Annotated in this window: 22 protein-coding genes; 10 read left to right on the top strand and 12 right to left on the bottom strand. The window is 65.3% G+C overall.

Annotation, left to right across the window (positions count from 1 at the left end; translation table 11 throughout):
* Positions 1-128 precede the first annotated feature (128 nt).
* From AB0P23_RS03000 to sthA, 4 genes are all read right to left on the bottom strand, one after another.
* Positions 129-2,645, bottom strand: a complete 2,517-nt coding sequence (locus tag AB0P23_RS03000; protein ID WP_027496866.1) for a DEAD/DEAH box helicase — start codon at positions 2,643-2,645, stop codon at positions 129-131.
* Between the two features lie 65 nt (positions 2,646-2,710).
* Positions 2,711-3,751, bottom strand: a complete 1,041-nt coding sequence (locus AB0P23_RS02995) for an alpha/beta hydrolase (RefSeq protein WP_027496867.1) — start codon at positions 3,749-3,751, stop codon at positions 2,711-2,713.
* Between the two features lie 225 nt (positions 3,752-3,976).
* Positions 3,977-4,921, bottom strand: coding sequence for a PAC2 family protein (locus AB0P23_RS02990; RefSeq protein ID WP_027496868.1), 945 nt, complete (start codon positions 4,919-4,921; stop codon positions 3,977-3,979).
* A gap of 181 nt (positions 4,922-5,102) precedes the next feature.
* Entirely contained in the window at positions 5,103-6,518 is a 1,416-nt protein-coding gene (gene sthA / locus AB0P23_RS02985) for a Si-specific NAD(P)(+) transhydrogenase (RefSeq protein WP_363796767.1), read from the bottom strand.
* Positions 6,519-6,682: 164 nt separating this feature from the next.
* On the opposite strand from sthA, the gene AB0P23_RS02980 reads away from it, so the two are divergent.
* The 4 genes from AB0P23_RS02980 to AB0P23_RS02965 all read left to right on the top strand — a co-directional run bounded on the left by AB0P23_RS02980 (position 6,683) and on the right by AB0P23_RS02965 (position 10,502).
* Positions 6,683-7,768, top strand: a complete 1,086-nt coding sequence (locus AB0P23_RS02980; protein WP_363796765.1) for an S-(hydroxymethyl)mycothiol dehydrogenase — start codon at positions 6,683-6,685, stop codon at positions 7,766-7,768.
* The gene (locus AB0P23_RS02975) at positions 7,765-8,397 is read left to right on the top strand and encodes an MBL fold metallo-hydrolase (RefSeq protein ID WP_094652932.1); all 633 of its coding nucleotides are present in this window, start codon (positions 7,765-7,767) and stop codon (positions 8,395-8,397) included. Before AB0P23_RS02980 ends, AB0P23_RS02975 begins: the two co-directional genes overlap by 4 nt.
* Positions 8,398-8,563: 166 nt before the next feature.
* Positions 8,564-9,217 (top strand): DUF5642 family protein, encoded by a 654-nt coding sequence (locus tag AB0P23_RS02970; RefSeq protein WP_094715516.1) that lies wholly within the window; start codon positions 8,564-8,566, stop codon positions 9,215-9,217.
* A gap of 169 nt (positions 9,218-9,386) precedes the next feature.
* Entirely contained in the window at positions 9,387-10,502 is a 1,116-nt protein-coding gene (locus tag AB0P23_RS02965; protein ID WP_363796763.1) for a DUF4192 domain-containing protein, read from the top strand.
* Positions 10,503-10,514: 12 nt separating this feature from the next.
* Here AB0P23_RS02965 and galE read toward each other — a convergent pair whose 3' ends face one another.
* Both galE and AB0P23_RS02955 read right to left on the bottom strand, forming a co-directional pair.
* Entirely contained in the window at positions 10,515-11,495 is a 981-nt protein-coding gene (galE, locus tag AB0P23_RS02960; RefSeq protein WP_032387297.1) for a UDP-glucose 4-epimerase GalE, read from the bottom strand.
* 46 nt (positions 11,496-11,541) lie between these two features.
* The gene (locus AB0P23_RS02955) at positions 11,542-12,228 is read right to left on the bottom strand and encodes a metal-dependent transcriptional regulator (RefSeq protein ID WP_027496875.1); all 687 of its coding nucleotides are present in this window, start codon (positions 12,226-12,228) and stop codon (positions 11,542-11,544) included.
* Between the two features lie 185 nt (positions 12,229-12,413).
* Between AB0P23_RS02955 and AB0P23_RS02950 the strand changes: the two genes are divergently transcribed.
* Together AB0P23_RS02950 and AB0P23_RS02945 are read left to right on the top strand one after the other, a co-directional pair.
* Positions 12,414-13,682 (top strand): acetoin utilization protein AcuC, encoded by a 1,269-nt coding sequence (locus AB0P23_RS02950; RefSeq protein WP_206497501.1) that lies wholly within the window; start codon positions 12,414-12,416, stop codon positions 13,680-13,682.
* 64 nt (positions 13,683-13,746) lie between these two features.
* The gene (locus AB0P23_RS02945; RefSeq protein WP_027496877.1) at positions 13,747-16,404 is read left to right on the top strand and encodes a bifunctional GNAT family N-acetyltransferase/acetate--CoA ligase family protein; all 2,658 of its coding nucleotides are present in this window, start codon (positions 13,747-13,749) and stop codon (positions 16,402-16,404) included.
* Positions 16,405-16,542: 138 nt separating this feature from the next.
* On the opposite strand, the gene AB0P23_RS02940 is transcribed toward AB0P23_RS02945, so the two are convergent.
* The 3 genes from AB0P23_RS02940 to AB0P23_RS02930 form a co-directional block, all read right to left on the bottom strand.
* On the bottom strand, positions 16,543-17,514 hold the full coding sequence (locus AB0P23_RS02940; protein WP_027496878.1) for a sigma-70 family RNA polymerase sigma factor: 972 nt from the start codon (positions 17,512-17,514) through the stop codon (positions 16,543-16,545).
* 169 nt (positions 17,515-17,683) lie between these two features.
* Complete coding sequence (locus AB0P23_RS02935) at positions 17,684-19,165, bottom strand: class I SAM-dependent methyltransferase (protein ID WP_206497589.1); 1,482 nt, start codon at positions 19,163-19,165, stop codon at positions 17,684-17,686.
* 45 nt (positions 19,166-19,210) lie between these two features.
* Positions 19,211-19,579: a DUF3099 domain-containing protein gene (locus AB0P23_RS02930; RefSeq protein ID WP_027496880.1), complete on the bottom strand. Its 369-nt coding sequence runs from the start codon at positions 19,577-19,579 to the stop codon at positions 19,211-19,213.
* 91 nt (positions 19,580-19,670) lie between these two features.
* On the opposite strand from AB0P23_RS02930, the gene AB0P23_RS02925 reads away from it, so the two are divergent.
* Positions 19,671-19,907 carry a DUF3039 domain-containing protein gene (locus tag AB0P23_RS02925; RefSeq protein ID WP_027496881.1) on the top strand — a complete coding sequence of 79 codons (237 nt, stop codon included), beginning with the start codon at positions 19,671-19,673 and terminating at the stop codon, positions 19,905-19,907.
* A gap of 38 nt (positions 19,908-19,945) precedes the next feature.
* Here AB0P23_RS02925 and AB0P23_RS02920 read toward each other — a convergent pair whose 3' ends face one another.
* Positions 19,946-21,028: a YihY/virulence factor BrkB family protein gene (locus AB0P23_RS02920; RefSeq protein ID WP_052057281.1), complete on the bottom strand. Its 1,083-nt coding sequence runs from the start codon at positions 21,026-21,028 to the stop codon at positions 19,946-19,948.
* Positions 21,029-21,219: 191 nt separating this feature from the next.
* Between AB0P23_RS02920 and AB0P23_RS02915 the strand changes: the two genes are divergently transcribed.
* Entirely contained in the window at positions 21,220-22,959 is a 1,740-nt protein-coding gene (locus AB0P23_RS02915; protein ID WP_027496883.1) for a DEAD/DEAH box helicase, read from the top strand.
* 148 nt (positions 22,960-23,107) lie between these two features.
* Here AB0P23_RS02915 and AB0P23_RS02910 read toward each other — a convergent pair whose 3' ends face one another.
* On the bottom strand, positions 23,108-23,302 hold the full coding sequence (locus AB0P23_RS02910; protein ID WP_027496884.1) for a hypothetical protein: 195 nt from the start codon (positions 23,300-23,302) through the stop codon (positions 23,108-23,110).
* Positions 23,303-23,535: 233 nt separating this feature from the next.
* Here AB0P23_RS02910 and AB0P23_RS02905 point away from each other — a divergent pair, with 233 nt between their 5' ends.
* Both AB0P23_RS02905 and AB0P23_RS02900 read left to right on the top strand, forming a co-directional pair.
* Positions 23,536-24,465 carry an EamA family transporter gene (locus tag AB0P23_RS02905; RefSeq protein ID WP_045841787.1) on the top strand — a complete coding sequence of 310 codons (930 nt, stop codon included), beginning with the start codon at positions 23,536-23,538 and terminating at the stop codon, positions 24,463-24,465.
* 71 nt (positions 24,466-24,536) lie between these two features.
* A complete protein-coding gene (locus tag AB0P23_RS02900; RefSeq protein ID WP_032370442.1) occupies positions 24,537-24,896 on the top strand; it encodes a DUF952 domain-containing protein in 360 nt (119 codons plus the stop codon).
* 78 nt (positions 24,897-24,974) lie between these two features.
* Here AB0P23_RS02900 and AB0P23_RS02895 read toward each other — a convergent pair whose 3' ends face one another.
* Complete coding sequence (locus AB0P23_RS02895; protein ID WP_032365052.1) at positions 24,975-26,303, bottom strand: RNA polymerase sigma factor; 1,329 nt, start codon at positions 26,301-26,303, stop codon at positions 24,975-24,977.
* Positions 26,304-26,428: the final 125 nt, after the last annotated feature.

The following is a 26,428-nucleotide window of genomic DNA, read 5'->3' as shown; positions in this document are numbered from 1 at the left end:
GGTCGTGTACTCGGCGGACGCCCCCCGACCTTTGCCGCGCAACGCAATTCGGGTCGAGAGCACGGAACGGGTCGGCCATAGCCGACTTCGCCACGCTCGCAGGCCTTCTCGCGCACGAGGCGCATGCATCAGCCGGGCGTGACGACGATCTCGTCGAACACGATTTCTCCGGCCGCGTCGGATTCGGCGAGGTCGATGACAGCATCGAGGGACCAGCCGTGGTCGCCGTCCGGATCTTCGAGTACTTGGCGGACCGTGGTGGATTCCGCACCGACGTTCAGGGTGAACAGCGCCGGCCCGCGAGCCGAGGGGCCGGTGCCGATGAACCCGTACTCGGCGAAGAACGGCTCCAATTCCTCCTCCCAATCCGGCCCGTCGTCCAGGTCGTCGAGCGCGTTCCATTGACGACGCGCCGCCAGATCGACCCTTCGAAAGATCGCGTTGCGGGCCAGGATTCGGAAAGCCCGCGGATTCGCCGAGATTGGACGCGGCGCATCGGACCCGTACGCCTCGACCAGGGCTTCCGGTTCGGCACCGGGATCGGTCAGGTTCTCCCACTCGTCGAGCAGGCTGGAATCGACTTGCCGAACCAGCTCGCCCAGCCACTCGGTGATGTCTTGGACCTCCTCGGTGCGCGATTCCGGCGGAACCGTCTGGCGCAGAGTGCGGTACGCGTCGGCAAGGTAGCGCAGTACCAAGCCCTCCGAGCGCATGAGGCCGTAGTGACTGATCAGCTCCGCGAAGGTCATCGCGCGCTCGACCATGTCACGGACGACGGACTTGGGCGACAGGCCCACCTCGGAGAGCCACGGGTGAGACCCGCGGTAGATCTCGAAGGCCGGAACGAGCAGCTCGGCAAGGGGTTTCGGCCAGGTGACCTCTTCGAGGAGTTCCATCCGCTCGTCGTACTCGATGCCGTCGGCCTTCATCTGGGCCACCGCTTCGCCGCGTGCGGCATGTTGCTGCGCCATCAACACCTGCCGAGGATCGTCGAGCGTCGACTCGATGATCGACACCACGTCGAGCGCGTGGGTGGGGGAGTCGACGTCGAGCAACTCGAACGAGGCCACCGCGAACGTCGACAACGGCTGATTGAGCGCGAAGTCCGGCTGCAAGTCCACCGTCAGCCTGGCATGGCGCCCGTCCGCGTCCGGCTCGGCCAACTGTTCGACGATTCCGGCCTCCACCAGGCCGCGGTACAGCGACAGTGCACGCAGGATGTGCTTGCGCTGAGCCGGCCGGGTCTCGTGGTTGTCCTCGAGCAGATGACGCATCGCGTGGAAGCAATTACCCGGCCGCGCAATGACATTGAGCAACATCGCATTGCTGACCGAGAACCGGGACGTCAACGGCTCCGGGCTTGCCGCGATGATGCGCTCGAACGTCGGCTCGCCCCAGGATACGAAACCGTCGGGTGCCTTCTTGCGCTGTACCCGCTTGAGCTTTTTCGGGTCGTCACCGGCTTTGGCCACGAGCCGCGCATTCTCGATGTCGTGCTCGGGTGCCTCGACCACGACGGTGCCGAGGGTGTCGTACCCCGCGCGGCCCGCGCGTCCCGCGATCTGATGGAACTCACGCGCCCGAAGCTTGCGTGTTCTGATGCCGTCGTATTTGGTGAGTCCGGTGAACAGCACGGTCCGGATGGGAACGTTGATGCCCACGCCCAACGTGTCGGTACCGCAGATCACTTTCAACAGACCGTCCTGCGCCAGTTTCTCCACCAGCCTGCGGTACTTGGGAAGCATGCCGGCGTGATGCACCCCGATACCGTGACGAACCAGTCTGGACAGCGTCGACCCGAAGCCGGTGGTGAAGCGGAAATTGCCGATGGCCTCGGCTATCGCGGCCTTCTCTTGCTTGGACGCGACATTGATGCTCGTCAGGGCCTGAGCGCGTTCGAGTGCCGCTGCCTGGGTGAAGTGCACGACGTACACCGGCGCCAGGTGCGTCTGCACCAGCTCCTCGATCGTTTCGCCGATCGGGGTGGTGACGTACGAGAACATCAACGGGACGGGCCGTTCGGTACCGGAGACGACGGTGGTCGTGCGGCCGGTGCGTCGGGTCAGATCGTCGCGGAAGAACGAGACGTCGCCCAACGTCGCCGACATGAGCAGGAACTGGGCGTTCGGCAGTTCGATCAGAGGTACCTGCCAGGCCCACCCCCGGTCCGGCTCGGAGTAGTAGTGGAACTCGTCCATGATCACTTGGCCGATGTCGGAGTCGGCGCCCTGCCGCAGTGCCAGGTTCGCGACGATCTCGGCAGTGGCGCAGATGATCGGCGCACCGGAATTGACCGACGCGTCGCCGGTCATCATGCCGACGTTCTGCGCTCCGAAGATCTCGCACAGGGCGAAGAACTTCTCGCTGACGAGCGCCTTGATCGGCGCGGTGTAGAAACTGCGAATGCCTGCGGCCATGGCCGCGAAGTGGGCACCGATGGCGACCATGGACTTTCCGGAACCGGTCGGCGTGGCCAGGATGACGTTGGATCCCGACACCAGCTCGATCAGCGCCTCTTCCTGCGCGGGATACAGCGTCAGGCCCCGGTCCGAGGCCCAGGTGGTGAACGTGTCGAACAGGACGTCCGGGTCCACGCCGTCGGAGGTGGCGGCGGAAACGTCGGGTATCAGTTCGGTGAGGAGCACCTCTACAGGCTATGTGTCGGTGACGGCGGTTCCCGAATCGACACCGAACGCCTGCGACCGGAGCGTCAGGTCGCGCTTCGCTCGTCGGACCCCATGGCCCCGAGCACGGCCATCCTGGTGCTCGAGCTGCCGCTGATCATGTCCTCGCCGACGCCGGTGATGAGCAGGTTGCGCCAGCGCACCTCGTCGAAACTGAGCGAGGGAGTCGAGTCGATGAAGTCCTCGAGGACCTGAAGGAAGCGCATCGGATCATCGCGAAACGGGAAGTGTCCGGAATTGTCGAACACTTCCAGCTTCGAACCGGGCATGGCGGAATGAGCCAGCCGGGCGTGCGCCACCGGGATCACCGAGTCCTGCTCACCCCACACCAGCAGCACCGGCAGATTCTCGGTGAGATAACAGCGGTCCAGCATCGTGACCACCTGGCCACGCCAGTCCACCACGGCACGCAACGTCCGTAGGTAGGCCTCGTATGTCGTCGGTGCAGGCAGTTCGCTCAGCACTCGGATCAGATCGGGGGTGTCGTGCAGCATCGACCCCGGTCGCAGTGGGGAGCTGTGCAGTTTGCTCAACAGGCCGCCGGCCAGCTTGACCGCCGGTATCGCGCCCGGCAAGCGCAGCAGCTTCACCGCCTCGGACAGGAACGGCATCGACGCCAGTCGCAGAAGGGGGTGCACGTCCTTGGTCACTCCGCCCGAGGACACCAACGCGAGGCGATCGACCATGTGCGGGAACTGATAGGCGAACTGCATCGCCACCCCGCCGCCGAGCGAGTGGCCCACCACGGTGACGTGCTCGATGCCCAGGACGGACAACAGATCGCGCATACCGTTGGCGTACGCGGCAACGGAATAGTCGGCCCGCGGTTTGTCGGAGCGGCCGTGGCCGAGGAGATCGGGTGCGATCACCGTGTAGCTCTTGGCGAGGTGCGGGATTACCTCGTTCCACGTCTCGGAATTGTCACCGATCCCGTGGATCAGCAGCAGCACAGGGCCCTCGCCGGCCATGCGAAAGGCCCGCCGATAGCCGTGAATGGTCCGAAAGATCAGCCGCGGTTCCTCGTCGGGAACCGGCCGGAGCTTACGACTGCGCGGAGTAGTGGACATTCGCGCCTCCTGATTCCCTGGTGCGCCGACGTACGGCGCAGTACGGCGTCGCTGCTCACGAGAGCGCAGCAACACAGACGACGGTTGTGTGTTGCTACGACTCTCGCACGAGATCGCGCTCGGGGCAGAGCATCGGGCGTATTGCGGGTTACAGGTATGTTGCGATCCGCCGGGGCTGTCGCATATGACTGGATCCCACTGCTTTCGCTGTGACCAGCTCCACAACTACCGGGGTGCTTGCCCGTCTCCGTCGTCGAGGCCGGCCTGCTCGGCCAGGAACCGCTCGAACTCGGCACCCAGCTCGTCGCCGCTGGGGAGCGGCTCGTCACTGGCCAACAGCGTGGACTGTTGTTCCTGCGCGGCGACATACGTGTCGTACTGGCGCTCGAGTGCCTGTACGACCGACTGCACTTCCTCGTTTCCGGTGATGTGCTCGTTGACCTGCTCCCGGACGCGAGCCGCGGCCTCGCCCAACGCTGCCAACGGTAGATCGAGCTCGGCGGCCTCACCGACGTTCTCGAGCAGCGTTTCCGCAGCCCCCGGGTAGTCCGTCTGCGCCAGATAATGCGGGACGTGTACCGAGAAGCCCATCGACTCGTGGCCGTGCTGTGCCATCCGTAGTTCGAGCAAGGACGATGCACTACCGGGCACCTGCAGCTCGCCCGCCCAGCTGTTGCCTTCCTTGACCAACGCCCTGTCGCTCGCGTGCGCGGTGACGCCCAGCGGGCGGGTGTGCGGAATGGCCATCGGAATGGAGCCGAGACCGATCGTGCGCCGCACTCCGAGCTGCTCGGCAAGCAGTCGCACTGCCGTCGTGAACTTCTCCCATCGCAGATCGGGCTCCATGCCTGCCAGAAGAAGGAAGGGGGTCCCCACGTTGTCCTTGACGGCATACAAGTTGAGCTCGGGAGCGTCGTAATCCGAGAAGTGATCGGACTTGAACGTCATGGTCGGCCGACGGGACCGGTAATCGATCAACTCGTCGACATCGAAGGAGGCCACCAGCTCGGTTTCGAGACTCTCCCGCAGATGGGTCGTCGCAAGCTTCACGGCATGGCCGGCGTCGGAGAAACCTTCCAGCCCGTGCACCAGCACGGGCCCGACTCCGTCGTTGGAGAAAATTTGAGGTGCCGGAAATTCCAGCTCGTACATCTTCGACTGTTCGGTCATGGCCGGGCCCCTTTCGGATCGACTCGTCGATGCCTCGACGCGAGCATCGGGTCAGAATACGCGGACCGTCTGCTCGAGCCGCATACACGCCGACGTCGATCGTGGTGAATCACTACCCGACAGAACAACCGCGGAACCGTCGTTCATTCCCGGTCGGCGATTCGGTCCCCGCGTCGACGCATCAGCGGTCGAAATTTGCCAGGGCTCGGATCTTGTTGGTGACGTCCAGTGCGGCGACCTTGTACGCCTCGGACAACGTCGGATAGTTGAAGACCGCATCGACCAGGTAGTCGACGGTGCCGCCGCACCCCATGACGGCCTGACCGATGTGCACCAGATCCGTGGCTCCCGAACCGAAGATGTGCACGCCGAGAATCGAACGGTCCTCGGTGGAGACGAGCAACTTGAGCATCCCGTACGAGTCCCCGGCGATCTGGCCACGGGCGAGTTCGCGGTATCGCGACACACCGACCTCGTAAGGAATGGATCCCTTCGTCAGATCGACCTCCGTCGCGCCGACGTACGAGACCTCGGGGATGGAGTAGATGCCGATCGGTTGGACGTCGGTGAGCTGCGCGCTCGGTTCCCCGAACGCGTGATACGCCGCCAACCTGCCCTGATCCATCGACGTCACCGCCAACGCCGGAAACCCGATGACGTCGCCGACGGCATAGATGTGGTCCACCTTGGTCTGAAAATGCTCGTCGACGAAGATGCGCCCACGGGCGTCCGCTTCGAGGCCCGCGTTCTCGAGTTCGAGGGCCGTGGTCAGCCCCTGGCGACCCGCCGAGTACATCACCGTCTCCGCCGGGATGCGTTTGCCGCTCGCAAGGGTCGTCACCGTGCCGTTCGGCCCGACGTCCACCGCGGTGACTGCTTCACCGAAGCGGAACGTCACCGCGAGATCGCGGAGGTGGAACTGCAGGGATTCGATGATCTCGCGATCGCAGAAGTCGAGCATCGAATCGCGTTTCTCGACGACGGTCACCTTGGTGCCCAGGGCGGCGAACATCGAGGCGTACTCGATGCCGATCACGCCGGCACCCACGACGACCATCGACGCCGGGATGAACTCCAAGTTCAGAATGCCGTCGGAGTCCAACACCCGGTAGTCGTCGAATGCGACGTCGGCGGGTCGCGCGGGGGCGGTGCCGGTGGCGATCACCACGTTGGCGGCCGAGACCGTGATGCGTTCGCCCCGGGCCTCGTCCTCGACGACGATGGTGTGTGCATCCAGAAACTTGCCGACCCCGGTGATCAGCTCGATGCGGTTACGGAGCAGTTGCGAGCGCACCACCTCGATTTCCTTACCGATCACATGCTGGGTTCGGGCCAGCAGGTCGGCGGGAGTGATGTCTGCCTTGACGCGGTAGCTCGCGCCGTACAGCTCTCGCTGATTCATCCCCGTCAGATAGAGAACGGCTTCTCGGAGTGTCTTGGACGGAATGGTTCCGGTGTTGACGCACACGCCGCCGAGCATGTGGCCCTTCTCCACGATCGCCACTCGCTTGCCGAGTTTCGCGGCCGCGATCGCAGCCTTCTGGCCGCCGGGGCCCGAGCCGATGACCACCAGGTCGTATTCCATGGGTGCAGACATCGTTCATAGGTACCGTTCGCACGAGAAGACTGTGTGCCCGCTCGGTCACGAGCGTGTGAATTCCGCGGCTCGTCCTACCGAACGAATGCAGATGTCGCCACGTGACGATGCGTTGTGCGAGGCTGAACCGAGCACGCAACACACGATTTTCAGTGGAGGAATACATGCCGCAGCAGGTCCGCGCCGTCGTCGCCAAGAGCAAAGGCGAGCCCGTCTCGATCGAGACGATCACCATTCCCGATCCCGGCCCGAACGATGTCGTGGTCACCATCGCCGCGTGCGGGGTGTGTCATACCGATCTGCACTACCGCGAGGGCGGCATCAACGACGAGTTCCCGTTCCTGCTCGGCCACGAAGCCGCAGGCACCGTCGAAACCATCGGCGACGCGGTCACTCATGTCGAGGTCGGCGATTTCGTGGTGTTGAACTGGCGTGCGGTGTGCGGGGAATGCCGAGCCTGCAAGAAAGGCACCCCCTGGTACTGCTTCGACACCCACAATGCGTCGAAGAAGATGACTCTCGCCGACGGCACCGAACTCTCGCCTGCGTTGGGGATCGGGGCGTTCGCCGACAAGACCCTCGTCCACGAAGGCCAGTGCACCAAAGTCGACCCGGACTCCGATCCGGCGGTCGTCGGTCTGCTCGGCTGCGGGGTGATGGCCGGGTTGGGTGCGGCGATGAACACCGGCCACGTCTCCCGCGGGGATTCCGTCGCCGTGATCGGGTGCGGCGGTGTCGGTGATGCTGCGATCGCCGGGGCCCGCCTGGCGGGGGCGTCGACGATCATCGCCGTCGACCGCGACAAGGGCAAACTCGACTGGGCTCTCGAACTCGGGGCCACCCACACCGTCGATGCCTCGCAGGTCGATGCGGTCGAGGCCATCCAGGAGCTCACCGGTGGGTTCGGGGCCGATGTCGTCATCGATGCCGTCGGCCGCCCGGAAACCTGGAAGCAGGCGTTCTACGCCCGCGATCTCGCCGGGACGGTCGTCCTCGTCGGGGTGCCGACGCCGGAGATGACCGTCGAGATGCCGTTGATCGATTTCTTTTCCCGGGGTGGGTCGTTGAAGTCGTCGTGGTACGGCGATTGCCTGCCGGAGCGGGATTTTCCGATGTTGGTCGATCTGTACGAGCAGGGCCGGTTGCCGCTCGAGAAGTTCGTGACCGAACGGATCGGTCTCGGTGATATCGAGGCGGCGTTCGAGAAGATGCATCAGGGCACGGTGCTGCGTTCGGTGGTGGTCCTGTGAGCGGGCAGTTCCGGGTCGAGAAGGTGGTCACGTCGGGGACGTTCGCGCTCGATGGTGGCGAGTGGGAGGTCGACAACAACATCTGGTTGGTCGGTGACGACGACGAGGTGGTGATCGTCGATGCTGCGCATACGGCCGGTCCGATCGTCGATGCTGTCGCCGGTCGGCAGGTGCGGGCGATCGTGTGTACGCATGGTCACAACGATCATGTGACGGTTGCGCCGCAGTTGTCGGGGGAGTTGGATGCGCCGATTCTGCTGCATCCGGCCGATGATGTGTTGTGGGAGCAGACGCATCCGGGCATCGGGCATTCGGTGCTCGAGGACGGTCAGCGGATCACCGTCGCGGGGACGGAGATCGTGGCGTTGCACACTCCCGGTCATTCGCCGGGGTCGAGTTGTCTGTATCTGCCCGAGGCCGGTCAGTTGTTCTCGGGGGACACGTTGTTCTCCGGTGGGCCCGGTGCGACGGGTCGGTCGTATTCGGATTTCCCGACGATCATCGGCTCGATCCGGGATCGGTTGTTCGCGTTGCCCGCCGAGACCCGGGTCAACACCGGGCACGGAGACGGGACGAGTATCGGGGACGAGTCCCCGCACCTGGAGGAATGGATAGCCCGCGGGAACTGACACCGACGACACTGCCGTAGCTCGCCTGCCGCGTTCGAGGTAGGTGGAATGAGACAGTGGTGGGGACGCCGAAGCGCTCGCTGCGGCGTCCCCACGAACTCGAAGAGGACTTCACGTGAGCCGCGCCGCACAGACCCGCCTGACCATCGCTGCCACGTCGGCGGCGATCGGAGCATTCGTGCTGGTGGGGTGCAGCTCGACCGTCACCGGAACAGCCGAGCCCACTGCCGGTGGCACCACCGCATCGCAGCCCGACACGGACCTGAACACACTGCTCATCGACCCGGCGAGCTTCCCGGCCCCGTACGACGCGTTGGTTTTGCCTCAGCAGGCCATCTCGCAGGCCGCTCCCGATCTCAGCGGAATACCGGCCGGCGCCGAGGTCAGCCCGGCGGGGTGCAAACCAGCGGACCAGGACTTCGGCCCGACCGGTACGGCGATGATCGTCGGCACCGACAACGACAGTCGATCCACGATCTCCATCGAACTGACCGCTGTCGACCAGCCGCTCTCGGCGCGCAAAGAGCAGCTCGAACAGTGCGGCGAAGTGACCGCAACCAAGTCCGGTGCCACCTCCACGGTCACGTCCACGCTGACACCCGCACCGCCGATAGACGCTGACGACACACTCGCCGTGCGGCAGACCGTCTCGTCGGGCACCGGCGGGGATGCCGTCACCCAGTCGATGTTGACCCTGATGGCGCAGGTCGACGACGTGCGGATCTCGGCGACATTCATGTCCTTCGGGTCCGCCACACCTGATGCAATGACGTTGGACGAGCTGTTCACGGCCGCGGTGCAGAAGGTGAACCAGAGCTGACGTTCTCCCGCCGCGGTGGCGGCCTCTCTAGCAGAGCCGACCGACACGGTCCGCTCGGCGGAGGCGGGTGGACGCCGTTTCATCCACAGAGAGTCCGGCATGCACAGGGTGCTGCTCGGCCCCTGGTCGAGCCGGGAAGGCACCACGGAGCCTCGTAAGACTTCGAGGCATGTACACACCGACGAACTCCCACGACCCCTTCTCCGGTCGACACCGCGTACGGATCGGTGACGCGAGCGAACTGTTGGCCGCGATCCCGGCGATGCTCGGCTTCGATCCCCATCGATCGATGGTGCTGATCGCGCTCGAGGACGGCGGCACCAGCATCGGCCCGACGATGCGGCACGACCTCGTGCTGGCCGGCGAACACACCGATCGACGTGCGGGTAGCGACACTCGCGCCACGCCGGACATGCTCGACGTCATCGACTACCTGGCGGGCTACTGCGCATTCGAGAACATCGTCTCGGTGATCGCTGTGTTCGTCGACGACAGACTCGGCCGCAACGAGCGAACGCACTACACACTCGACGTTCAGGATCTGGTGAACGAGCTCGAGGTCACCCTCCCGACGTTCGGTGTGCGGCTCGAAGCCGCCTTCGCAACCTCGGCCATTGCCGATGCCGCGCACTGGTGGTCGCTACAGGGACCACGGCAGCACGGTCGTATGGCCGATCCGACGGCATCGCCGCTGACGGTGGCCAGAGTGCTGGACGGCTATCCGGTGCGACGCTCGAGAGACGAGCTCGCCGAATTCATCGCACCCGGCCCGGTCGAGACGGTGCAGGCAGTCGCCGCCGAGATGGCAAGGTTTCGGCGCAGCGGTGCACTGTCGCTGACCGACCACCTGACAGCGGTGTTGTCCTACCTCGCGCGGTCTCCCTACGACTCCGAGCTCGAGACCACCGACTTCGCGCGGGTCGCCGTCGCGATCGGGCATGTGCAAGTCCGGGACGCGGTGCTGGCACTGACTCTCGGTGAGGATGCAGATATCGTCGAGGAATTCTGGGTGCACCTCGTCCGTGTGGTTCCGAACCGCGAAAGAGCAATAGCAGCAACACTTCTCGCGTTCAGCGCCTACGTGCGAGGAGACGGGCCGATGGCCCGAATCGCGATCGATGCGGCCCTGAAGGCAGACAGCTCCCACAGTTTGGCGTCGCTGTTGGACCGGTCGCTCAGTGTCGGTGCCAGTCCTGCCCTGGTTCGCGAAGTCGCCGAGAGTGGGTTCGCCTGTGCGCGAGCCTGTGGCATTCGGCTACCGGGCGACCCGTTCGGTCGGCGCTGATCTGGAGTCTGCTCAGCGAGCCGCGTGAGAACGGTCGCCGAGCTGCTGCAGAAAGTCCCACGCATCGGACACGATGCGATCGAGATCGGTCAACTCCGGCGTCCAATGCAGTTCCTCGACGGCACGGGCGCTCGATGCAATCAGCACGGCCGGATCACCGAGCCTGCGAGGCGCATGTTCGACGGCAATGGGCAGTCCGGTGACGCGCTTGCACGACGAGATGACCTCGTCGACGGAGAATCCCGTTCCGCTGCCGAGGTTGTAGATGGAGTGCCGACCGGGCTGGGCGGCATCGACGGCGAGGATGTGCGCTTCGGCGAGATCGGCGACGTGGATGTAATCGCGGACGGCTGTGCCGTCGGGAGTGGGCCAGTCCGTGCCGAACACCGAGATCTTCTCTCGCTGACCGAGGGCGACCTGTAATACGAGGGGGATGAGATGGGTCTCGACGACGCGGTTCTCACCGAAACCCTTGTATGCGCCGGCCACGTTGAAGTACCTCAGACTGGTAGCGGCGAGACCGTAGGCCGCTGCGTACGAGGTGATGGCGTGGTCGATCGCGAGCTTGGTCGCACCGTACGGGTTGGTGGGACGTGTGGGGTCATCCTCGGTGATGGGAGTCTTCTCGGGCTCGCCGTAGGTGGCCGCGGTGGAGGAGAACACCAACTTGGGGGTGCCGGAGGACCGGATCGCGTCCAGAAGAGCCAGGGACGTCACTACGTTCCCACTCCAGTACTTGTCCGGCGACACAACCGACTCGCCCACCAACGACTGCGCTGCGAAATGCAGAACTGCATCGAAGTCGCCGCCCGTCAATACTTCCGCCGCGACGTCTTTGATGTCACCCTCGACGAAAGTGGCCCCGGCGGGAACGGCATCCCGATTACCGGTGGACAGGTTGTCCACGACGACGACCTCATGGCCGCGTTCGTCGAGTACCGCCGCGCACACACTGCCGACGTACCCTGCACCACCGGTAACGAGAAGCTTCACTGTTCGATCTCCCTCACACGCGGCAGAGGCCGTCCGTGGGAAGAGATCAGACCTTCTTCACCTGAACGGCATGCGCCATTTCGTCGGATATGTCGACACCACTGTGTCCTGGCACCGTGATCGTCACCGACCCGGGCTTGGCTTCGACTGTAACCCGGGCATCGGGAACCACGCCCGCCTCGCGTAGCTGAGCGATGACCTCGGGGTCGGACTGAACGTGCTCGGCCAAGCGGCGGACGACGACCGCCGTAGGCTCGCCGAGCGGTACGTCGGTGAGACGAATGAGAGCCTCCGGTGCCAGTGTCGTCTGACCCAGACCCAGCTCCGCCAGACCAGGGATCGGATTACCGTAGGGCGAGGTCGTCGGGTTGTTCAGCACGGTGACCAACCGGCGCTCGACCTCCTCGCTCATCACGTGTTCCCAACGGCACGCCTCGGCGTGCACATCTTCCCAGCGCAGTCCGATGATGTCGACGAGCAGACGCTCCGCGAGACGGTGCTTGCGCATGACCGCGACGGCCAAGCTGCGGCCCTTCTCGGTCAGCTCCAGATGCCGGTCGCCGGCGACGGACAGAAGACCGTCGCGCTCCATTCGGGCGACGGTCTGACTGACGGTGGGACCACTCTGCTCCAGCCGCTCGGCGATCCGCGCGCGGAGCGGGATGACGCCTTCTTCTTCCAAATCGTAGATCGTCCGGAGGTACATCTCCGTGGTGTCGACCAGATCCTTCACACTCAACCCCTTCGTCGGGTTCGATCCTACCGTCAGCGGCTCTGAATCGGCGCTGCACCCGATGGCGGCGGGCGCGGCGCATCACAACCCCGGAAGCCGCTCGCCGTGGCGCGTCACAACCGGGTACCGAAGACAACACCGGAACCCGGCAACACCATCCCGCGCGGCAACGTAGTTTTGTCCGTATGTCTGATCAGGCGACACGCGCCGCCGTATCCATTCCGAACCGTCCCGAGGACATCGTCGTGTGGAGTGCGGACTATCTCGGTTACCGGTGGAGCGACGACCATCCGATGAACCCGACGCGGCTCGATCTGACGATGGCCCTCGCCACCGATCTCGGTGTGTTGGCGGGCGTGGAGCTCGTCGAACCGTCGGCGGCACCGGACTCGGAGCTGCTGCGTTTTCATACCAGCGCGTACATCGAGGCCGTCAAGCGCGCGCCGTCGCAGGGTCCGGCCCTGCGAGACCCCGACGACGTCGTCCACGGTCTCGGTTCCGACGACAACCCGGTGTTCGAGCACATGCACGAAGCCAGCGCGATGCTGACCGGCGGCTCCTTGGCGGCCGCGCGTGAGATCGCGTCGGGGCGGGCCAGGAGAGCCGTGAGCATCGGTGGTGGAATGCACCACGCGATGGCCGATTGGGCCTCGGGCTTCTGCGTCTACAACGACGCCGCCATCGCGATCTCGTGGTTGCTGGACAACGGGTTCGATCGCATCGCCTACATCGACGTCGATGCACACCACGGTGATGGCGTCCAAGCAGCGTTTCTCGGTGATCCTCGGGTGCTGACGGTCTCGTTGCATCAGCACCCGGCAACACTGTGGCCGAACACCGGATGGTCGACGGAGGTAGGAACCGAACGCGGCGAGGGTTCCTCGATCAACGTCCCGCTGCTGCCCGGTACCGCGGATCGGCTCTGGCTCCGTGCATTTCATGCGATCGTTCCGGGCGCGATCGGAGCGTTCCGGCCGCAGATCATCGTCAGTCAATGCGGCGTCGACAGTCACCGCGAGGATCCGCTCGCAGACCTTGCGCTCACCGTCGACGGGCAGAACGCGGCCTTCCTGGCGATGCGCGACCTTGCGGACCGATACTCGGAGGGTCGGTGGTTGGCCGTCGGGGGAGGCGGGTACGGCCTCGTTCGGGTGGTTCCACGGGCCTGGACTCACCTGATCGCCGCTGCCCTCGGCCGCAAAATCGATCCGATGGCACCCCTACCCGACACCTGGCGCGAACGAGTGAGAACCATGGCACCGAGCGTGGATCTGCCCCAGACCATGGGCGACGGTGGGGATGTCGACTATCCCGCCTGGGACGGTCCCGGCGGATCGTTGGCCGGAACGGACGGCACCGACCGGGCACTCGAACGCGTCGACTCGGCCATCATCGCCACTCGTCGAGCAGTGTTTCCGCTGCTCGGACTCGATCCGGAGGACCCGCGTGACTGATTCCACCGGTACCGATCCGGCCGCCGAACAGGCCGCCGCGACAGACGAGAAGAGCAGCAAGGAACTGGCGCGAGAGCGCGCGGAAACAGAGTTTCCGCGGCACTGGGTCGCCGACGTTCTGACGTCGGACGGCGGCGTCGTGCACCTGCGGCCCATCGTGCCCTCGGACTCCGAGGCCATCGTGGCTTTTCACGGACGACTGTCGGAGCGCACCAGATACCTTAGGTACTTCGGCCCCTATCCGACGATGCCGCAGCGGGACGTTCTGAACTTCACCACTGTCGACCACCACGACCGTGTGGCCTTCGTTGCAGTACTGGGCGACGACATCATCGCGGTCGGCCGGTACGAGCGGCTACCCGAGGGCGACGGCAACTCGGCCGAGGTTGCATTCGTCGTCGCCGACGCCCACCAGGGCCGCGGACTCGGACCCATCCTGCTCGAGCACCTCGCGGGTGCGGCCGCCGAGAACGGCGTCAACATGTTCGTCGCCGAGGTGTTGGCCGAAAACCGCAACATGGTCACCGTGTTCCGGGAGGCCGGATATCAGGTGAGCCGTTCCTTCGAGGGCGGCGTCCTGCGGCTGGAATTCGCCATCGATCCGAGCGAGGCATTGCTGTCGGTGCGGAATTCTCGCGAGCGCGCAGCCGAGGCCCGTAGCGTTCGCAACGTACTCAGCCCTCGATCGGTCGCCGTCATCGGCGCATCGACCGACAGCTCCAAGGTGGGCAACGCGGTGCTGGCGAACTTGCTCGCCGGTAACTTCACGGGCCCGGTGTACCCCGTCAACGCCGACCACCGCTCGGTGCGCGGTGTCCGCGCGTACGCCACGGTGCACGACATCCCGGACCCGGTCGACCTTGCTATCGCGGCCGTTCCGGCCGATGCCATCGACGCGGTGCTCGACGACTGCCTGGACAAAGGTGTCAAAGCACTGCTCGTGGTGTCGGGTGGATTCGGCGAGACCGGGCCAGCGGGGCAGGAGAGCGAACGCAGACTGGTGCTCGCTGCTCGTGCCCACGGGATGCGGTTGATCGGGCCCAACGCGCTCGGCGTCGCGAACACCGACCCTGAGTTCGGGTTGAACGCCACATTGGCACCGCATCTGCCGACCCCGGGCAACGTCGGCTTCTTCTGCCAGTCCGGCGCGCTCGGAATCGCAATTCTCGACGAGGCAGCCAATCGCCGACTGGGTCTGTCGACGTTCGTCTCTGCCGGCAACCGAGCGGACGTCTCGGGCAACGACCTGTTGCAGTACTGGGACTCCGACCCGGCGACCGAGGTGATTCTGCTGTACCTGGAGAGCTTCGGAAATCCCCGCAAATTCACCCGAATCGCTCGACGGGTAGCGCGCAGCAAGCCGATCATCGCGGTCAAGAGCGGCCGCGGAGCCGTACCACCCGCGCACGCCATCGGTGCCGACATCGACGATTCCATCGTCCGAGCATTGTTCGCTCAGGCCGGAGTGATCCAGGTCGACACCATCTCCGAACTGTTCGACTGCGCAGTGCTGTTCGGCAACCAACCCCTGCCGGCCGGCCCGCGCGTGGCTGTCGTGGGCAACTCCACGGCCCTGGGAGTCCTGGCCGTCGACGCCGCTCGCGCCAAAGGCTTGCATGCCGATATCCCGACCGACGTCGGACCGCAGGCCGGTCCCGAGGATTTTGCCGCGGCCGTCTCGTCGGCACTGGCAGCCTCCGACATCGATGCAGTGATCGTCGTGTTCGTGCCCCCGGTCGCGGTCGAGGTCGAGCCGTTCGCGACTGCGCTGGGCAATGCGGTCCGGGGATCCGACAAGCCGGTGCTGTCGACATTCCTTGCCACCGAAGGTATTCCGGATGTGCTGGCCGTACGCGGGCCCGGCGGGCACCCGGTTCGGGGCTCGGTTCCGTCGTATTCGAGCCCCGAACGAGCCGTGGCGGCACTCGCCGCCGCGTGGCGGTATTCGTCCTGGCGCTCGCGGCCGGTGTCGAATCTGGTTCGGCCCAAGAGCATCGACGGCGATCGCGCCAAGCAGCTGGTCCGGGATTGGCGTTCGGCAGGGGGCCAAGGGCGCTGGCTGTCGGATTTCGAGACTGCCGAGCTGTTGGCCTGTTACGGCCTCGACGTCGTGGCGTTCCGCGCCGTCACCGACGAGAACGAAGCCGTCGCGGCGGCCGACGAACTGGGGTACCCGGTTGCCGTGAAGGCGACGGGGAAGCGGTGGCGGCACCGGCCCGATCTGGGCGGTGTTCGCTTGGACGTCGCCGACGCCTCGGCAGTCCGTGTGGCATACCGCAACCTGGCGGCCGAATCCGGAGAGCCGCTACTGCACGTCCAGCGCATGGCAGTCAAGGGAATCGGCTGCGTGGTGCGGGTTCAGGACGACCCGTCGTTCGGATCGCTCATCTCGTTCGGTCTGGCCGGAGTGATCTCGGATCTGTTGGGCGACCGTGCCTACCGGGTGCTGCCGTTGACCGAGGACGAAGCGGCACAGTTGATCGACGCGCCGAAGGCTGCTCCGCTGTTGTCGGGCTACCGAAACGCCGTGCCGGTCAACAAGAGTGCGTTGATCGACCTCGTCCAGCGCATATCTGCGCTGGCCGAGGACATTCCCGACATCCGGGAGATTTCTTGCGAACCGGTGCTGGCATCCGCCGACGGCGCATACATCACCGATGCGCGAGTACGAATCGGGCCCGAACCGACGAAGGCAGACCTGGGTCCCCGACGATTGCGTTGACGAGGACTGTGACGCCGAAAACGAGAGAAGCGGCGACCGAGCCGACGTCCCGAGGGGGAAAGAACGTCGGTTCGGCCACCGCGTCGGATGGCGCGAACGGGAGTGGTCACCGTCGCTCCACCGGTCGGAGAACCGGAATCAGCTGGCGTACGAACGCAACTTCTCGGCGCGGTCACCCTGGCGAAGCTTGACCATCACCTCGCGCTCGATCTGACGCACGCGCTCGCGAGACAGTCCGAAGAGCTTGCCGATCTGATCGAGGGTGCGCGGCTGGCCGTCGTCCAAGCCGTAGCGCAGACGAATGACCTGCTGTTCACGTTCGTCGAGGGTGCCGAGCACGACGCGAACGTCGCTGTGCAGCAGCCCGGCGATGACGGCGTTCTCGGCGGACGTGGCTTCCGAGTCCTCGATGAAGTCACCCAGCGGCGCTTCCTCGTCGCTACCCACCGGCATGTCGAGGCTGACCGGATCCCGGCTGTGGTCGAGCAGATCCGCAATCTTCTCGACTGCGATGCCCGATTCACTCGACAGCTCTTCGTCGGTTGCCTCGCGTCCGAGCTGCTGATGCAGCTCCCGCTTGATCCGGGCGAGTTTGTTGACCTGCTCGACGAGGTGGACAGGGAGCCGAATCGTTCGGCTCTGATCTGCCATGCCGCGAGTGATGGCCTGACGGATCCACCACGTTGCGTAGGTCGAGAACTTGAAGCCCTTCGCGTAGTCGAACTTCTCCATGGCGCGAATCAGGCCCAGGTTGCCCTCCTGGATCAGGTCGAGCAACGGCATTCCGCGACCGGTGTAGCGCTTGGCGAGCGAGACGACCAACCGGAGGTTTGCTTCGAGCAGATGGCTGCGCGCCGCGCTTCCGTCCCGCACGATGATGGCCAGGTTGCGCTTCTTAACTGCGCTCAACCGTTTCGTGTTCTCGAGAACCTGCTTGGCGTACAGACCTGCCTCGATCCTCTTGGCCAGGTCGACCTCTTCTTCAGCCGTCAGCAACGCGGTGCGGCCGATGCCGTTGAGGTACACGCGAACGAGATCGGCTGCTGGGCTCTGGGCGTCCAGATCGGCATCGGTGGGCCGCGGACGAATCGTGGTGCTGGGGCTGGTCATGACTTGCCTCCTGGTCGGTGGTGTCTCACAGGTTCAACGCTCGGGACGCTCCGATAAGTTCCCACGCCGATCCTTGTGATACCCGCCTGACCAGGGAATACGGCGGGTCCGTCCTGAGAAGTTGCTGAGAACGTTCGCAGCGGGAACGGCAGCGCAGCCCCAGGTCCGTTCAGGGAGCCGGCAACACGAGTCCGTGCCGCACCAGACCCTGCATCAACGTCACCGCATGCCCCGCCAGTTCGTCGGCATCCTCACCGTGCGCGGCGGCGAGCAGCTCGACCAGTTCGCCCACCGCGAGCCCACCCGGACGCAGGCCTGCTAGAAGCGCGGCACCGAGATCGTCGACGTCGTGCTGCCACTGTGGTCCGTTTCCCCGGTGTACACGGATCGCCACCGGAGCCCAGCCCTCGTCGCCGGGAAGAAACACCCGTTCGAGCGCGGTGTTGGGGTCGAGAGTCAGTACCGAGTCGAGAATGTCGTTGTCACGGAGCCACTCGAGCCGAGAGAAATACTCGATCGACTCGTTCCCGAGCGGGTCGGAGAACCCGTGCGTCAACTCCTCGGCGAGCAGATCCGTCGGAGAGTCCGTCTTGCGTAGATAGACGAACCCGAAACCGACGCCCTCGACACCCGCGGCGGCGAAATGATCGAGCCAGGACTGGGCCACCGCGGCCGCATCGGGGTCGCGCGGGTCCAAACCGCCGTCGCGCATCCAGGTGCCCACATACAGAGCGGGGTCTGCCACGTCACGCTCGACCACCCAGGCGTCGACGCCGTGGGCGGGAAGCCAGGACGCCACTCTCGTACGCCAGTCCTCGCCCTCGATGTGCACCCACGACGCGAGGATGGCAGCAGTCCCACCGAGGGTGAGGTGCTCGGGTGCCTGGGCGATCATCAATGCGCTCGCACCGTCGAGGTCGAGGCCGGAATCTCGGTACGAGTGCAGTACTTCGGCTCGTCCCACGACGAACGGGGGATTGGCGACGATCCGATCGAACGTACGTCCGGCCACCGGCTCGAACCACGAACCGTGCAGCAATTCGACGTCGAGACCGTTGAGGGCCGTCGTCGCTGCCGCCAGATCCATCGAACGCGGGCTGATGTCGGTCGCGGTGACCGTCGTTGCGTAGTCGCACGCGTGGACGGCTTGGACGCCGCATCCGGTCCCGACGTCGAGGACGGTGTCCACTGGCGAGGTCGGTGTACCGCGCAACAACGACAGCGACGCCTGGCCGACGCCAAGCACATGATCGGTGGCCGTGTCGGCGACGCGCATGCTGCCGTCGGGATCGGAGACGATCCACCGGGTTCCGTGCCCGGCGTCGAGGGGCCGGATGTCGAGCAGGGTGCGCACGGTGGATCCGGTACGAGTGAGAATGCCGGCCGCGATGGCTTCGGTGACGGTCAGCGGTGTGAGAGCGGCCGCGACCTCGTCCTCGGGGCAGTCGTCGACCAGCAGGAACAATCGCACCAATACGCCCAGATCTCCGCCGCCGAGGCTCGCGTTGCGGACCGGTACCGGTTCGCTGCGTCCCAGCGCGGCGTGGGCGTCGGAGCCCAGCAACGTCAGGACGCCGTCGGCGTCGTAGCCCGCGCGATCGAAGGCTTCACGGAGGGCAGCGGCGGCAGCGACCAGTGGGGACGGAGAAATCTGTGCGTTCACCGAGCAAGTGTCGCACCGCCTGTCGGCTTCCTGTCAGTCCTCGCCGGCTTCGATCACGCGGTGATTGCTCGATTCGATGGCCGGACTGTCGATGGTCCGGTAGTCGTACCGGCTCATTTCGTCCTTGGTGCGCGGCGGCCGATCGTTCGCGATCAACACCGCCATCCATGGGAGCGGAATGGACAGACCGACGATCGCCATGGATATCCATGGGTTCATCCACATTCCGTATGCCAGGGCAGCGAGCACCAAGGCCGGTATGCGGAAGGACATGATGAACATGTACTTGCGGACACGCGCTTTGTGCTGCTCTTCCACCGACTGTTGCGCCTCGGTGATCAGGACGGGCCCATCCGGCGAGTCGCTGTACGCGCTTCCGTCGAACCCTGGGGTTCTCGTCATACCTCCACTGTGGCACTACCGCTCACAGATTGCATACGACGAGCTGTGCGACCGGTTCGAACACAGTGTGGCGACGGATTAATCTGTGTTCATGAGCACTCAGACGAAGGACCGTCCCGACATCGCTCCGGACGAAACCACCGACGATGACCGGCCGAAATTCTTCCATTACGTCAAGAAGAACAAGATCGCCGAAAGCGCCGTCATGGGTACCCATGTGGTAGCGCTGTGCGGCGAGGTGTTTCCGGTCACCAAGTCTGCAAAACCGGGCTCACCGGTGTGCCCGGACTGCAAGAAGGTCTACGAGGGCCTCAAGAAGGGCGAGTGACGGCTCACGTTCGACGGTGACTCCGCCGGGCCCGACCGTCACTGAGACGGTTCGGGCCGGTCGGATCGCTGCCGATCGCCGACCACTTTGATCGGGCCTGTGACTTTGATCGGGCCTGTGGCCAGACGCCGCGCTACCGCGGTCACCGGTCCCGACGGCTTGTCGTCCGCCGCTGCCTGCGCTGCGAGCCACTCACGCATTTGATCCATTCGGGTTGCTCTGGCCGGCCAGAACTCCTGGATCGTCGCGTTGAACTCGGCTCCGAGGACCACGGCGAAGCCGAGAAAGAACGTGAAGAGCAGAAACGCGATCGGAGTTGCCAGCGCACCGTAGGTGTAGCCGGTGCTGGTGACCCAGGTCAGGTACCGGCGGAGTACGGCGCTGGCAATCATGAAGAACACCCCGGCCAGCAGTGCTCCGCCGAGCAGACGATGCCAGGGCAGTGACGTGTGCAACGCCAGCTTGTACAACGTGGTCAGTCCGATGATCAGCAGCAAGCCGACGGCCGGGTAGTACAGGAAGTCGACGAGTTCGCTGCCGACGGTCAGCCACGAATCGGGCAGTATCTGCTGGACGTACACCGGTCCGAGTGCGACGAGCGGAAGCACGAACACCGCGATGATCAGGAAGCCGACGTACAGGAGCAGTGCGAAGAACCGCTGCCAGACGGGATTTCGCGCGTCGGCCTGCCCGTGTGCTTCGACGATGGAGTCCACGAACGTCGAGATCGCCGACGAGCCCGCCCACAGCGAGAGCAGAAAGCCGACCGAGACGATTTCGCCACTGCCCTGTGCGAGTACGTCTCGGACGGTCGGCGCGATGATCTGATCGACGACACTGCTGCTGAAGAGCGTGTTGCTGAAGGTGATGATCTTCGATTCGATGATGTCGACGGTGTTGGGGCCGAACCATCCTCCGACGAAACCGAGACTGCCCAGCACCCCGAGCAGAAGGGGCGGTAGCGACAGCGTCTGCCAGAAGGCGGCGGTCGCGGCCTTGCTGAAGATCGAATCGTCCCAGGCCTTGCCGAGCGTGCGCAGAGTCACTTTCCACACCGCACGTAGCGGGTTTCTCGCCGACAATCGCGGCGGTGTGGGAGTTGGGCCTGCAGACTCGCTCATGGTGCCTCCAGCATTCCTGACCGATGCCGACTTCGCCTAACGACCGACGCGCCGTGTCGCGTCCGACATCACCCCAGCGATGCGGGATCCGTCGGTACGGAGCGATAGGCTCCTCGGCGGACACTGCAGGGCTACCGAGAGCGCGAGGAATTTACATCGATGCCAGGAACCGGCGGCCAGTGAGCGCTGACATGTTCGATCCCACACCACCATCCACCGATCAGACGGCTGCGCCCGTCGCCGGCGGGGCACCGCTACGTGCCTGGCAGCGACGCGCGCTGACGAAGTATCTCGTCGCCTCGCCCAAGGATTTCCTGGCGGTGGCGACCCCGGGTGCAGGTAAGACCACGTTCGCCCTGCGCGTCGCCGCCGAACTGCTCGCGCACCGCACCGTCGATCAGGTGACGGTGGTGGCACCCACCGAGCACCTCAAGCATCAGTGGGCCGAGTCGGCGGCGCGGGTGGGCATCGCGTTGGACTCGCGCTTCTCCAACTCGACCGGGCAGACCTCGAGTGACTACCACGGTGTGGTGGTGACCTACGCGCAGATCGCCTCGCATCCGTTCAAGCACCGAGTGCGCACGGAGGCCCGCAAGACTCTGGTGATCCTCGACGAGATCCACCACGGTGGTGACGCGAAGAGCTGGGGCGAGGGCATCCGCGAAGCGTTCGGCGACGCCACCCGACGCCTTGCGTTGACGGGTACTCCGTTCCGCAGCGACGACAGTCCCATTCCGTTCGTCAATTACGAACCGGATCAGGACGGCCTGATGCGGTCGAAGGCCGATCACGCGTACGGCTACTCCGACGCCCTCGCCGACGGTGTCGTTCGCCCGGTCGTCTTCCTCGCGTATTCCGGGGAGGCACGGTGGCGGGACAGCGCAGGCGAGGAGTACACCGCTCGGTTGGGCGAGCCGCTGAATGCGGAGCAGACCGCACGGGCCTGGCGTACCGCCCTCGACCCGCAGGGCGACTGGATGCCTGCGGTGCTGTTGGCTGCGAACACACGATTGGCTCAGTTGCGGTCGGGCGGTATGCCCGACGCAGGTGGTCTCGTGATCGCGACCGACCAGACGGTGGCGCGGGCCTACGCCAAGCTGATCGAGGTGATCACGGGGGAGACGCCGACCCTCGTCCTCTCCGACGACCCCACATCCTCGGCTCGTATCGCCGAGTTCGGCAAGAGTGATCAGCGGTGGATGGTTGCCGTTCGCATGGTGTCCGAGGGTGTCGACGTTCCGCGTCTTGCCGTCGGCGTCTACGCCACCAGTGCATCCACTCCGCTGTACTTCGCGCAGGCGATCGGCCGTTTCGTGCGATCACGCCGCAAGGGCGAGACGGCGAGCGTCTTCCTGCCGTCGGTACCGGTCCTGCTCGACCTCGCCTCACAGCTCGAGGCTCAGCGCGACCATATTCTCGGCAAGCCCCACCGCGAGAAGGACGGCTTCGACGACGAGCTGCTGGCCGACGCCAACAAGCAGAAGGACGAGCTGGGCGAGGAAGAGAAGGCGTACACCTCCCTCGGCGCGGATGCCGAGCTCGATCAGGTGATCTACGACGGGTCCTCGTTCGGGACCGCGACGTTCTCGGGCAGCGACGAAGAAGCCGACTATCTCGGGCTCCCCGGCCTGCTCGACGCGACGCAGATGCGCGACCTGCTTCGCCAGCGTCAGCAGGAGCAGATCGACAAACCCGCTGCGGGCCCGGCGGTCCCCGCGCCTGCCGTCGTCAACGACAGGGCCACCAGTGCCGGCCAGTTGGCCGGCCTGAGGCGGGAATTGAACAGTTTGGTTGCGGTGTACCACCACCGGACGGGGAAGCCGCACGGCGTCATTCACGGCGATCTGCGTCGAATCTGCGGTGGCCCGCCGACGGCGATGGCATCGGCGGAGCAGCTGGGTGAGCGAATCGCGCAGTTGCGCAAGATGTAGCACCCGACGGACGAGTGCTGCCGGCGGACTGTGCCGGTGACACGACAACGACGGACGGTCCAGAGACCGTCCGTCGTTGTAATCGTGCGTTGATGCAGTTGTATCGGTACAGCTGTGGCGAACTGGCGTCCCCCGACGTGTCGGTGGGTTACACCGTGGAGTCCGATTCGGTCATCACCGTTGCGTTCACTTCACGCAAGCGGGCTTCGTGCTCGGTGGCGTGGTGACCGCAGAAGAGAAGCTCTCCACCGGTCGAGAGCACGACACGCGCGCGAGCCCCTGCACCGCACCGGTCGCACCGGTCCGCTGCTGTCAATTGTGGGCTGGTCAATGTTCCGGGCATGACTCCTCCGTACTGGCTTGCGGGTATGTCCCGTTCGCCTGGGGCCGGTCCGCCGCGTCGGTATGGCGCGGTTCGTTCACTCTGTCAGACGTATGGCGGTCACGCGTTGTTCCCGAGCGCGTTTCTTTGTGTTGTCACTAACACGAAACATGTCCTACGAGCAGGAACGCCGTGGATCCTGTTCGCTGACAGCTGATACGGAATCGGACGGGTGGCGGCAGTAGGGTCCCGGTGTGGCTTCGACTTCTTTCTCGCTGTCCGGCGCTTCGAGGCTGGGTATCCCGTCGCTGTTCGTGATCGGTGCCGTATGCATGTACGTCGGTGCGGCCATCGGAGTGTTCCTGTTCGACACGGTGAACCCGGCTGCGGTGGCCTGGTTGCGGGGCTTCGGTGCCGCTGTCGTCCTGATCGCCTGGCGTAGGCCGTGGCGTCGACGCGGCGGTGCCGGATCCGTATGGACGGTACGACGCGCGGTGACCGCCGCCGCGTTCGGAGCGGCCACCATCGGCATGAACGTGATGTTCTACGAGGCCATCGCTCGGCTGCCCCTGGGTGCGGCGGTCGCCATCGAGTTTCTGGGCCCGATCGTCGTCGCCGCAGCAGGATCTCGGAAGCTCACCGATGCACTCGCGGTCGTTCTGGTGGTCGCCGGCGTTGCTGCCATCGCGTCGGCTCAGTTCGAGGGCGGCGAGGTGGGATTGATCGGAATCGCGTTCGCGCTCGGTTCGGCGGCTCTATGGGCGGCGTACATCGTGCTGGGCAAGTCCGTGGCCGACGCCGGGCAGGGGCTCGACGACATGGCTGCCGGTTTCGGAATCGCATCGGTGGTTCTCGCCGTGCCGCTGTTCGCACCGTTCGCATTCGCGCACACCGACGTTCTGAGCGACTGGCGCATCTGGGTTCTGGGCCTGGGCGTCGGATTGCTGTCGAGCGTCGTTCCGTACGTTCTCGACCAGTACGTCCTGGTCCGAGTGGGTCGGGCTCGCTTCGCGTTGCTGTTGGCGTTGCTGCCCGCGACCGCGACTGTCGTCGGTGCCGTGGTGCTGACCCAGGTGCCGACGCTGCTCGAGTCCCTGGGAATCCTTGCCGTCATCGCCGCAGTGGTGCTCGGCGGCCTGCCGGGCCGAACGCGCGGTGGGGCACCCACGCTGCCCCCGCCCTGACTTCGAGGACACCGCTCGGGGACGCGCGGGGTAGGGGACACGAGGCCCCGAGAACCCGGCACAATGGCGGTGTGACCGAACGAACCGACGTCCTCGTACATCTGTGCACCACGGAGGAGTGGTCGAGAATCCGGGGCGGTACCGAGTACACGCCGGAGTCGTTCGCCGAACTGGGTTTCGTTCACCTCTCCACGCCCGAGCAGGTGCATCTGCCCGCGAACCGGCTCTTCCCAGGACGCACCGATCTGGTGCTGCTGGCGCTGGACCCAGCGCGGTTGAGTGCGCCGGTGCAGTGGGAGCCGGGTGTGCCGTCCGACCCGCAGTCGATGCTGTTTCCGCACCTGTACGGACCGCTACCGCTCGAGGCCGTCACTGCCGCCGTCGAGTACCGACCGGGGCCCGCCGGGGATTTCGGGACGCCCGTGCTCTGACCGAAAGCCTGGCAGTCGCCAGCAACGAGAAGCGACCGCCGATCCGAAGATCGACGGTCGCTTGTCGTTACAAGATTGTCAGTCCAGGTAGTCGCGCAGAACCTGGGACCGCGACGGGTGCCGCAGCTTCGACATCGTCTTGGACTCGATCTGACGAATTCGCTCGCGGGTGACTCCGTACACCTGCCCGATCTCGTCGAGGGTGCGGGGCTGTCCATCGGTGAGGCCGAAGCGCAGGCGGACCACGCCTGCTTCTCGCTCGGAGAGCGTCTCGAGCACCGACTGAAGCTGATCCTGCAGAAGCGTGAACGACACCGCGTCGACCGCGACGACCGCCTCGGAGTCCTCGATGAAGTCCCCGAGCTGACTGTCACCCTCGTCACCGATGGTCTGGTCGAGGGAAATCGGCTCGCGAGCGTACTGCTGGATCTCCAGCACCTTCTCGGGCGTGATGTCCATCTCCTTGGCGAGTTCCTCCGGAGTGGGCTCGCGGCCCAGATCCTGCAGGAGCTCACGCTGGATGCGTCCGAGCTTGTTGATGACCTCGACCATGTGCACCGGAATACGAATGGTGCGGGCCTGGTCTGCCATGGCACGGGTGATGGCCTGGCGGATCCACCAGGTGGCGTACGTCGAGAACTTGTAGCCCTTGGTGTAGTCGAACTTCTCGACTGCGCGGATCAGACCCAGGTTGCCCTCCTGGATGAGATCCAGGAACGCCATGCCGCGGCCCGTGTAGCGCTTGGCCAGCGAGACGACGAGGCGGAGGTTTGCCTCGAGCAGGTGGTTCTTGGCGCGGTTGCCGTCACGGCAGATCCAGGTCATGTCACGCCGCTGGGCGACGGGGAGCTTCTCGCCCTTCTCCGCGGACTCGCGCATCTTCTCGACGGCGAACAGTCCTGCCTCGATGCGCTTGGCGAGCTCGACCTCTTCCTCGGCGTTGAGGAGGGCGACCTTGCCGATCTGCTTGAGGTACGCGCGAACCGAGTCCGCTGATGCGGTGAGCTCGGCGTCCTTGCGGGCCTGACGCAGCGCTTCGGATTCCTCTTCGTCCCAGACGAAGTCGCCCGACGCCTTGTCCTCGGCGGTCGGCTCGCTCGTTGCGTCTTCTTCGGTGTCGTCGCCGGCGGCGACGACCTCGACGACATCGTTCGCTGCGGCGGCAAGATCACCTTCGGAGATGTCGATGTCTTCGATTCCCGGGGTGCTCTCGTCGACGTCATCGCCGGTGGCGGGAGCTGCTGTCTTCTTCGCTGCGGCCTTCTTGGCCGGTGCCTTCTTGGCGGCGGCGCGTTTGGCCGGTGCCTTCTTAGCCGGTGCCTTCGCGGCGGGTGCCTTGACAGCAGGTTCAGGTGTCGCAGTTCCAGGTTCGGAATCTACGGTCTGACGGATATCGGTGGCTGCCACGTACGCCCTTTCGTGACGAAGTCGTGCGGCGTCACGCCAGAGTTGTTTCCGGCGGAGAGGTCTTCGGATTCGGCCGGCTGCGTACCGGCACACACCATTGTAACGACCTCTCAGGAGTTTGTTAC

Origin of the sequence: Rhodococcus sp. NPDC077669, from assembly GCF_040686915.1 — a bacterium.
Taxonomy (GTDB): Bacteria; Actinomycetota; Actinomycetes; order Mycobacteriales; family Mycobacteriaceae; genus Rhodococcoides; species Rhodococcoides fascians.
Note: the sequence above shows the minus strand (reverse complement) of the source record. Positions and strands in the feature narration are given on the sequence as shown.

Excerpts from the sequence above, each read along its gene's own strand:
- AB0P23_RS02995 (WP_027496867.1), bottom strand. The coding sequence starts at position 3,751 with ATGTCCACTACTCCGCGCAGTCGTAAGCTCCGGCCGGTTCCCGACGAG.
- AB0P23_RS02990 (WP_027496868.1), bottom strand. The coding sequence starts at position 4,921 with ATGACCGAACAGTCGAAGATGTACGAGCTGGAATTTCCGGCACCTCAA.
- sthA (WP_363796767.1), bottom strand. The coding sequence starts at position 6,518 with ATGTCTGCACCCATGGAATACGACCTGGTGGTCATCGGCTCGGGCCCC.
- AB0P23_RS02980 (WP_363796765.1), top strand. The coding sequence starts at position 6,683 with ATGCCGCAGCAGGTCCGCGCCGTCGTCGCCAAGAGCAAAGGCGAGCCC.
- AB0P23_RS02965 (WP_363796763.1), top strand. The coding sequence starts at position 9,387 with ATGTACACACCGACGAACTCCCACGACCCCTTCTCCGGTCGACACCGC.
- AB0P23_RS02950 (WP_206497501.1), top strand. The coding sequence starts at position 12,414 with ATGTCTGATCAGGCGACACGCGCCGCCGTATCCATTCCGAACCGTCCC.
- AB0P23_RS02940 (WP_027496878.1), bottom strand. The coding sequence starts at position 17,514 with ATGACCAGCCCCAGCACCACGATTCGTCCGCGGCCCACCGATGCCGAT.
- AB0P23_RS02930 (WP_027496880.1), bottom strand. The coding sequence starts at position 19,579 with ATGACGAGAACCCCAGGGTTCGACGGAAGCGCGTACAGCGACTCGCCG.
- AB0P23_RS02925 (WP_027496881.1), top strand. The coding sequence starts at position 19,671 with ATGAGCACTCAGACGAAGGACCGTCCCGACATCGCTCCGGACGAAACC.
- AB0P23_RS02920 (WP_052057281.1), bottom strand. The coding sequence starts at position 21,028 with ATGAGCGAGTCTGCAGGCCCAACTCCCACACCGCCGCGATTGTCGGCG.
- AB0P23_RS02915 (WP_027496883.1), top strand. The coding sequence starts at position 21,220 with ATGTTCGATCCCACACCACCATCCACCGATCAGACGGCTGCGCCCGTC.
- AB0P23_RS02910 (WP_027496884.1), bottom strand. The coding sequence starts at position 23,302 with ATGCCCGGAACATTGACCAGCCCACAATTGACAGCAGCGGACCGGTGC.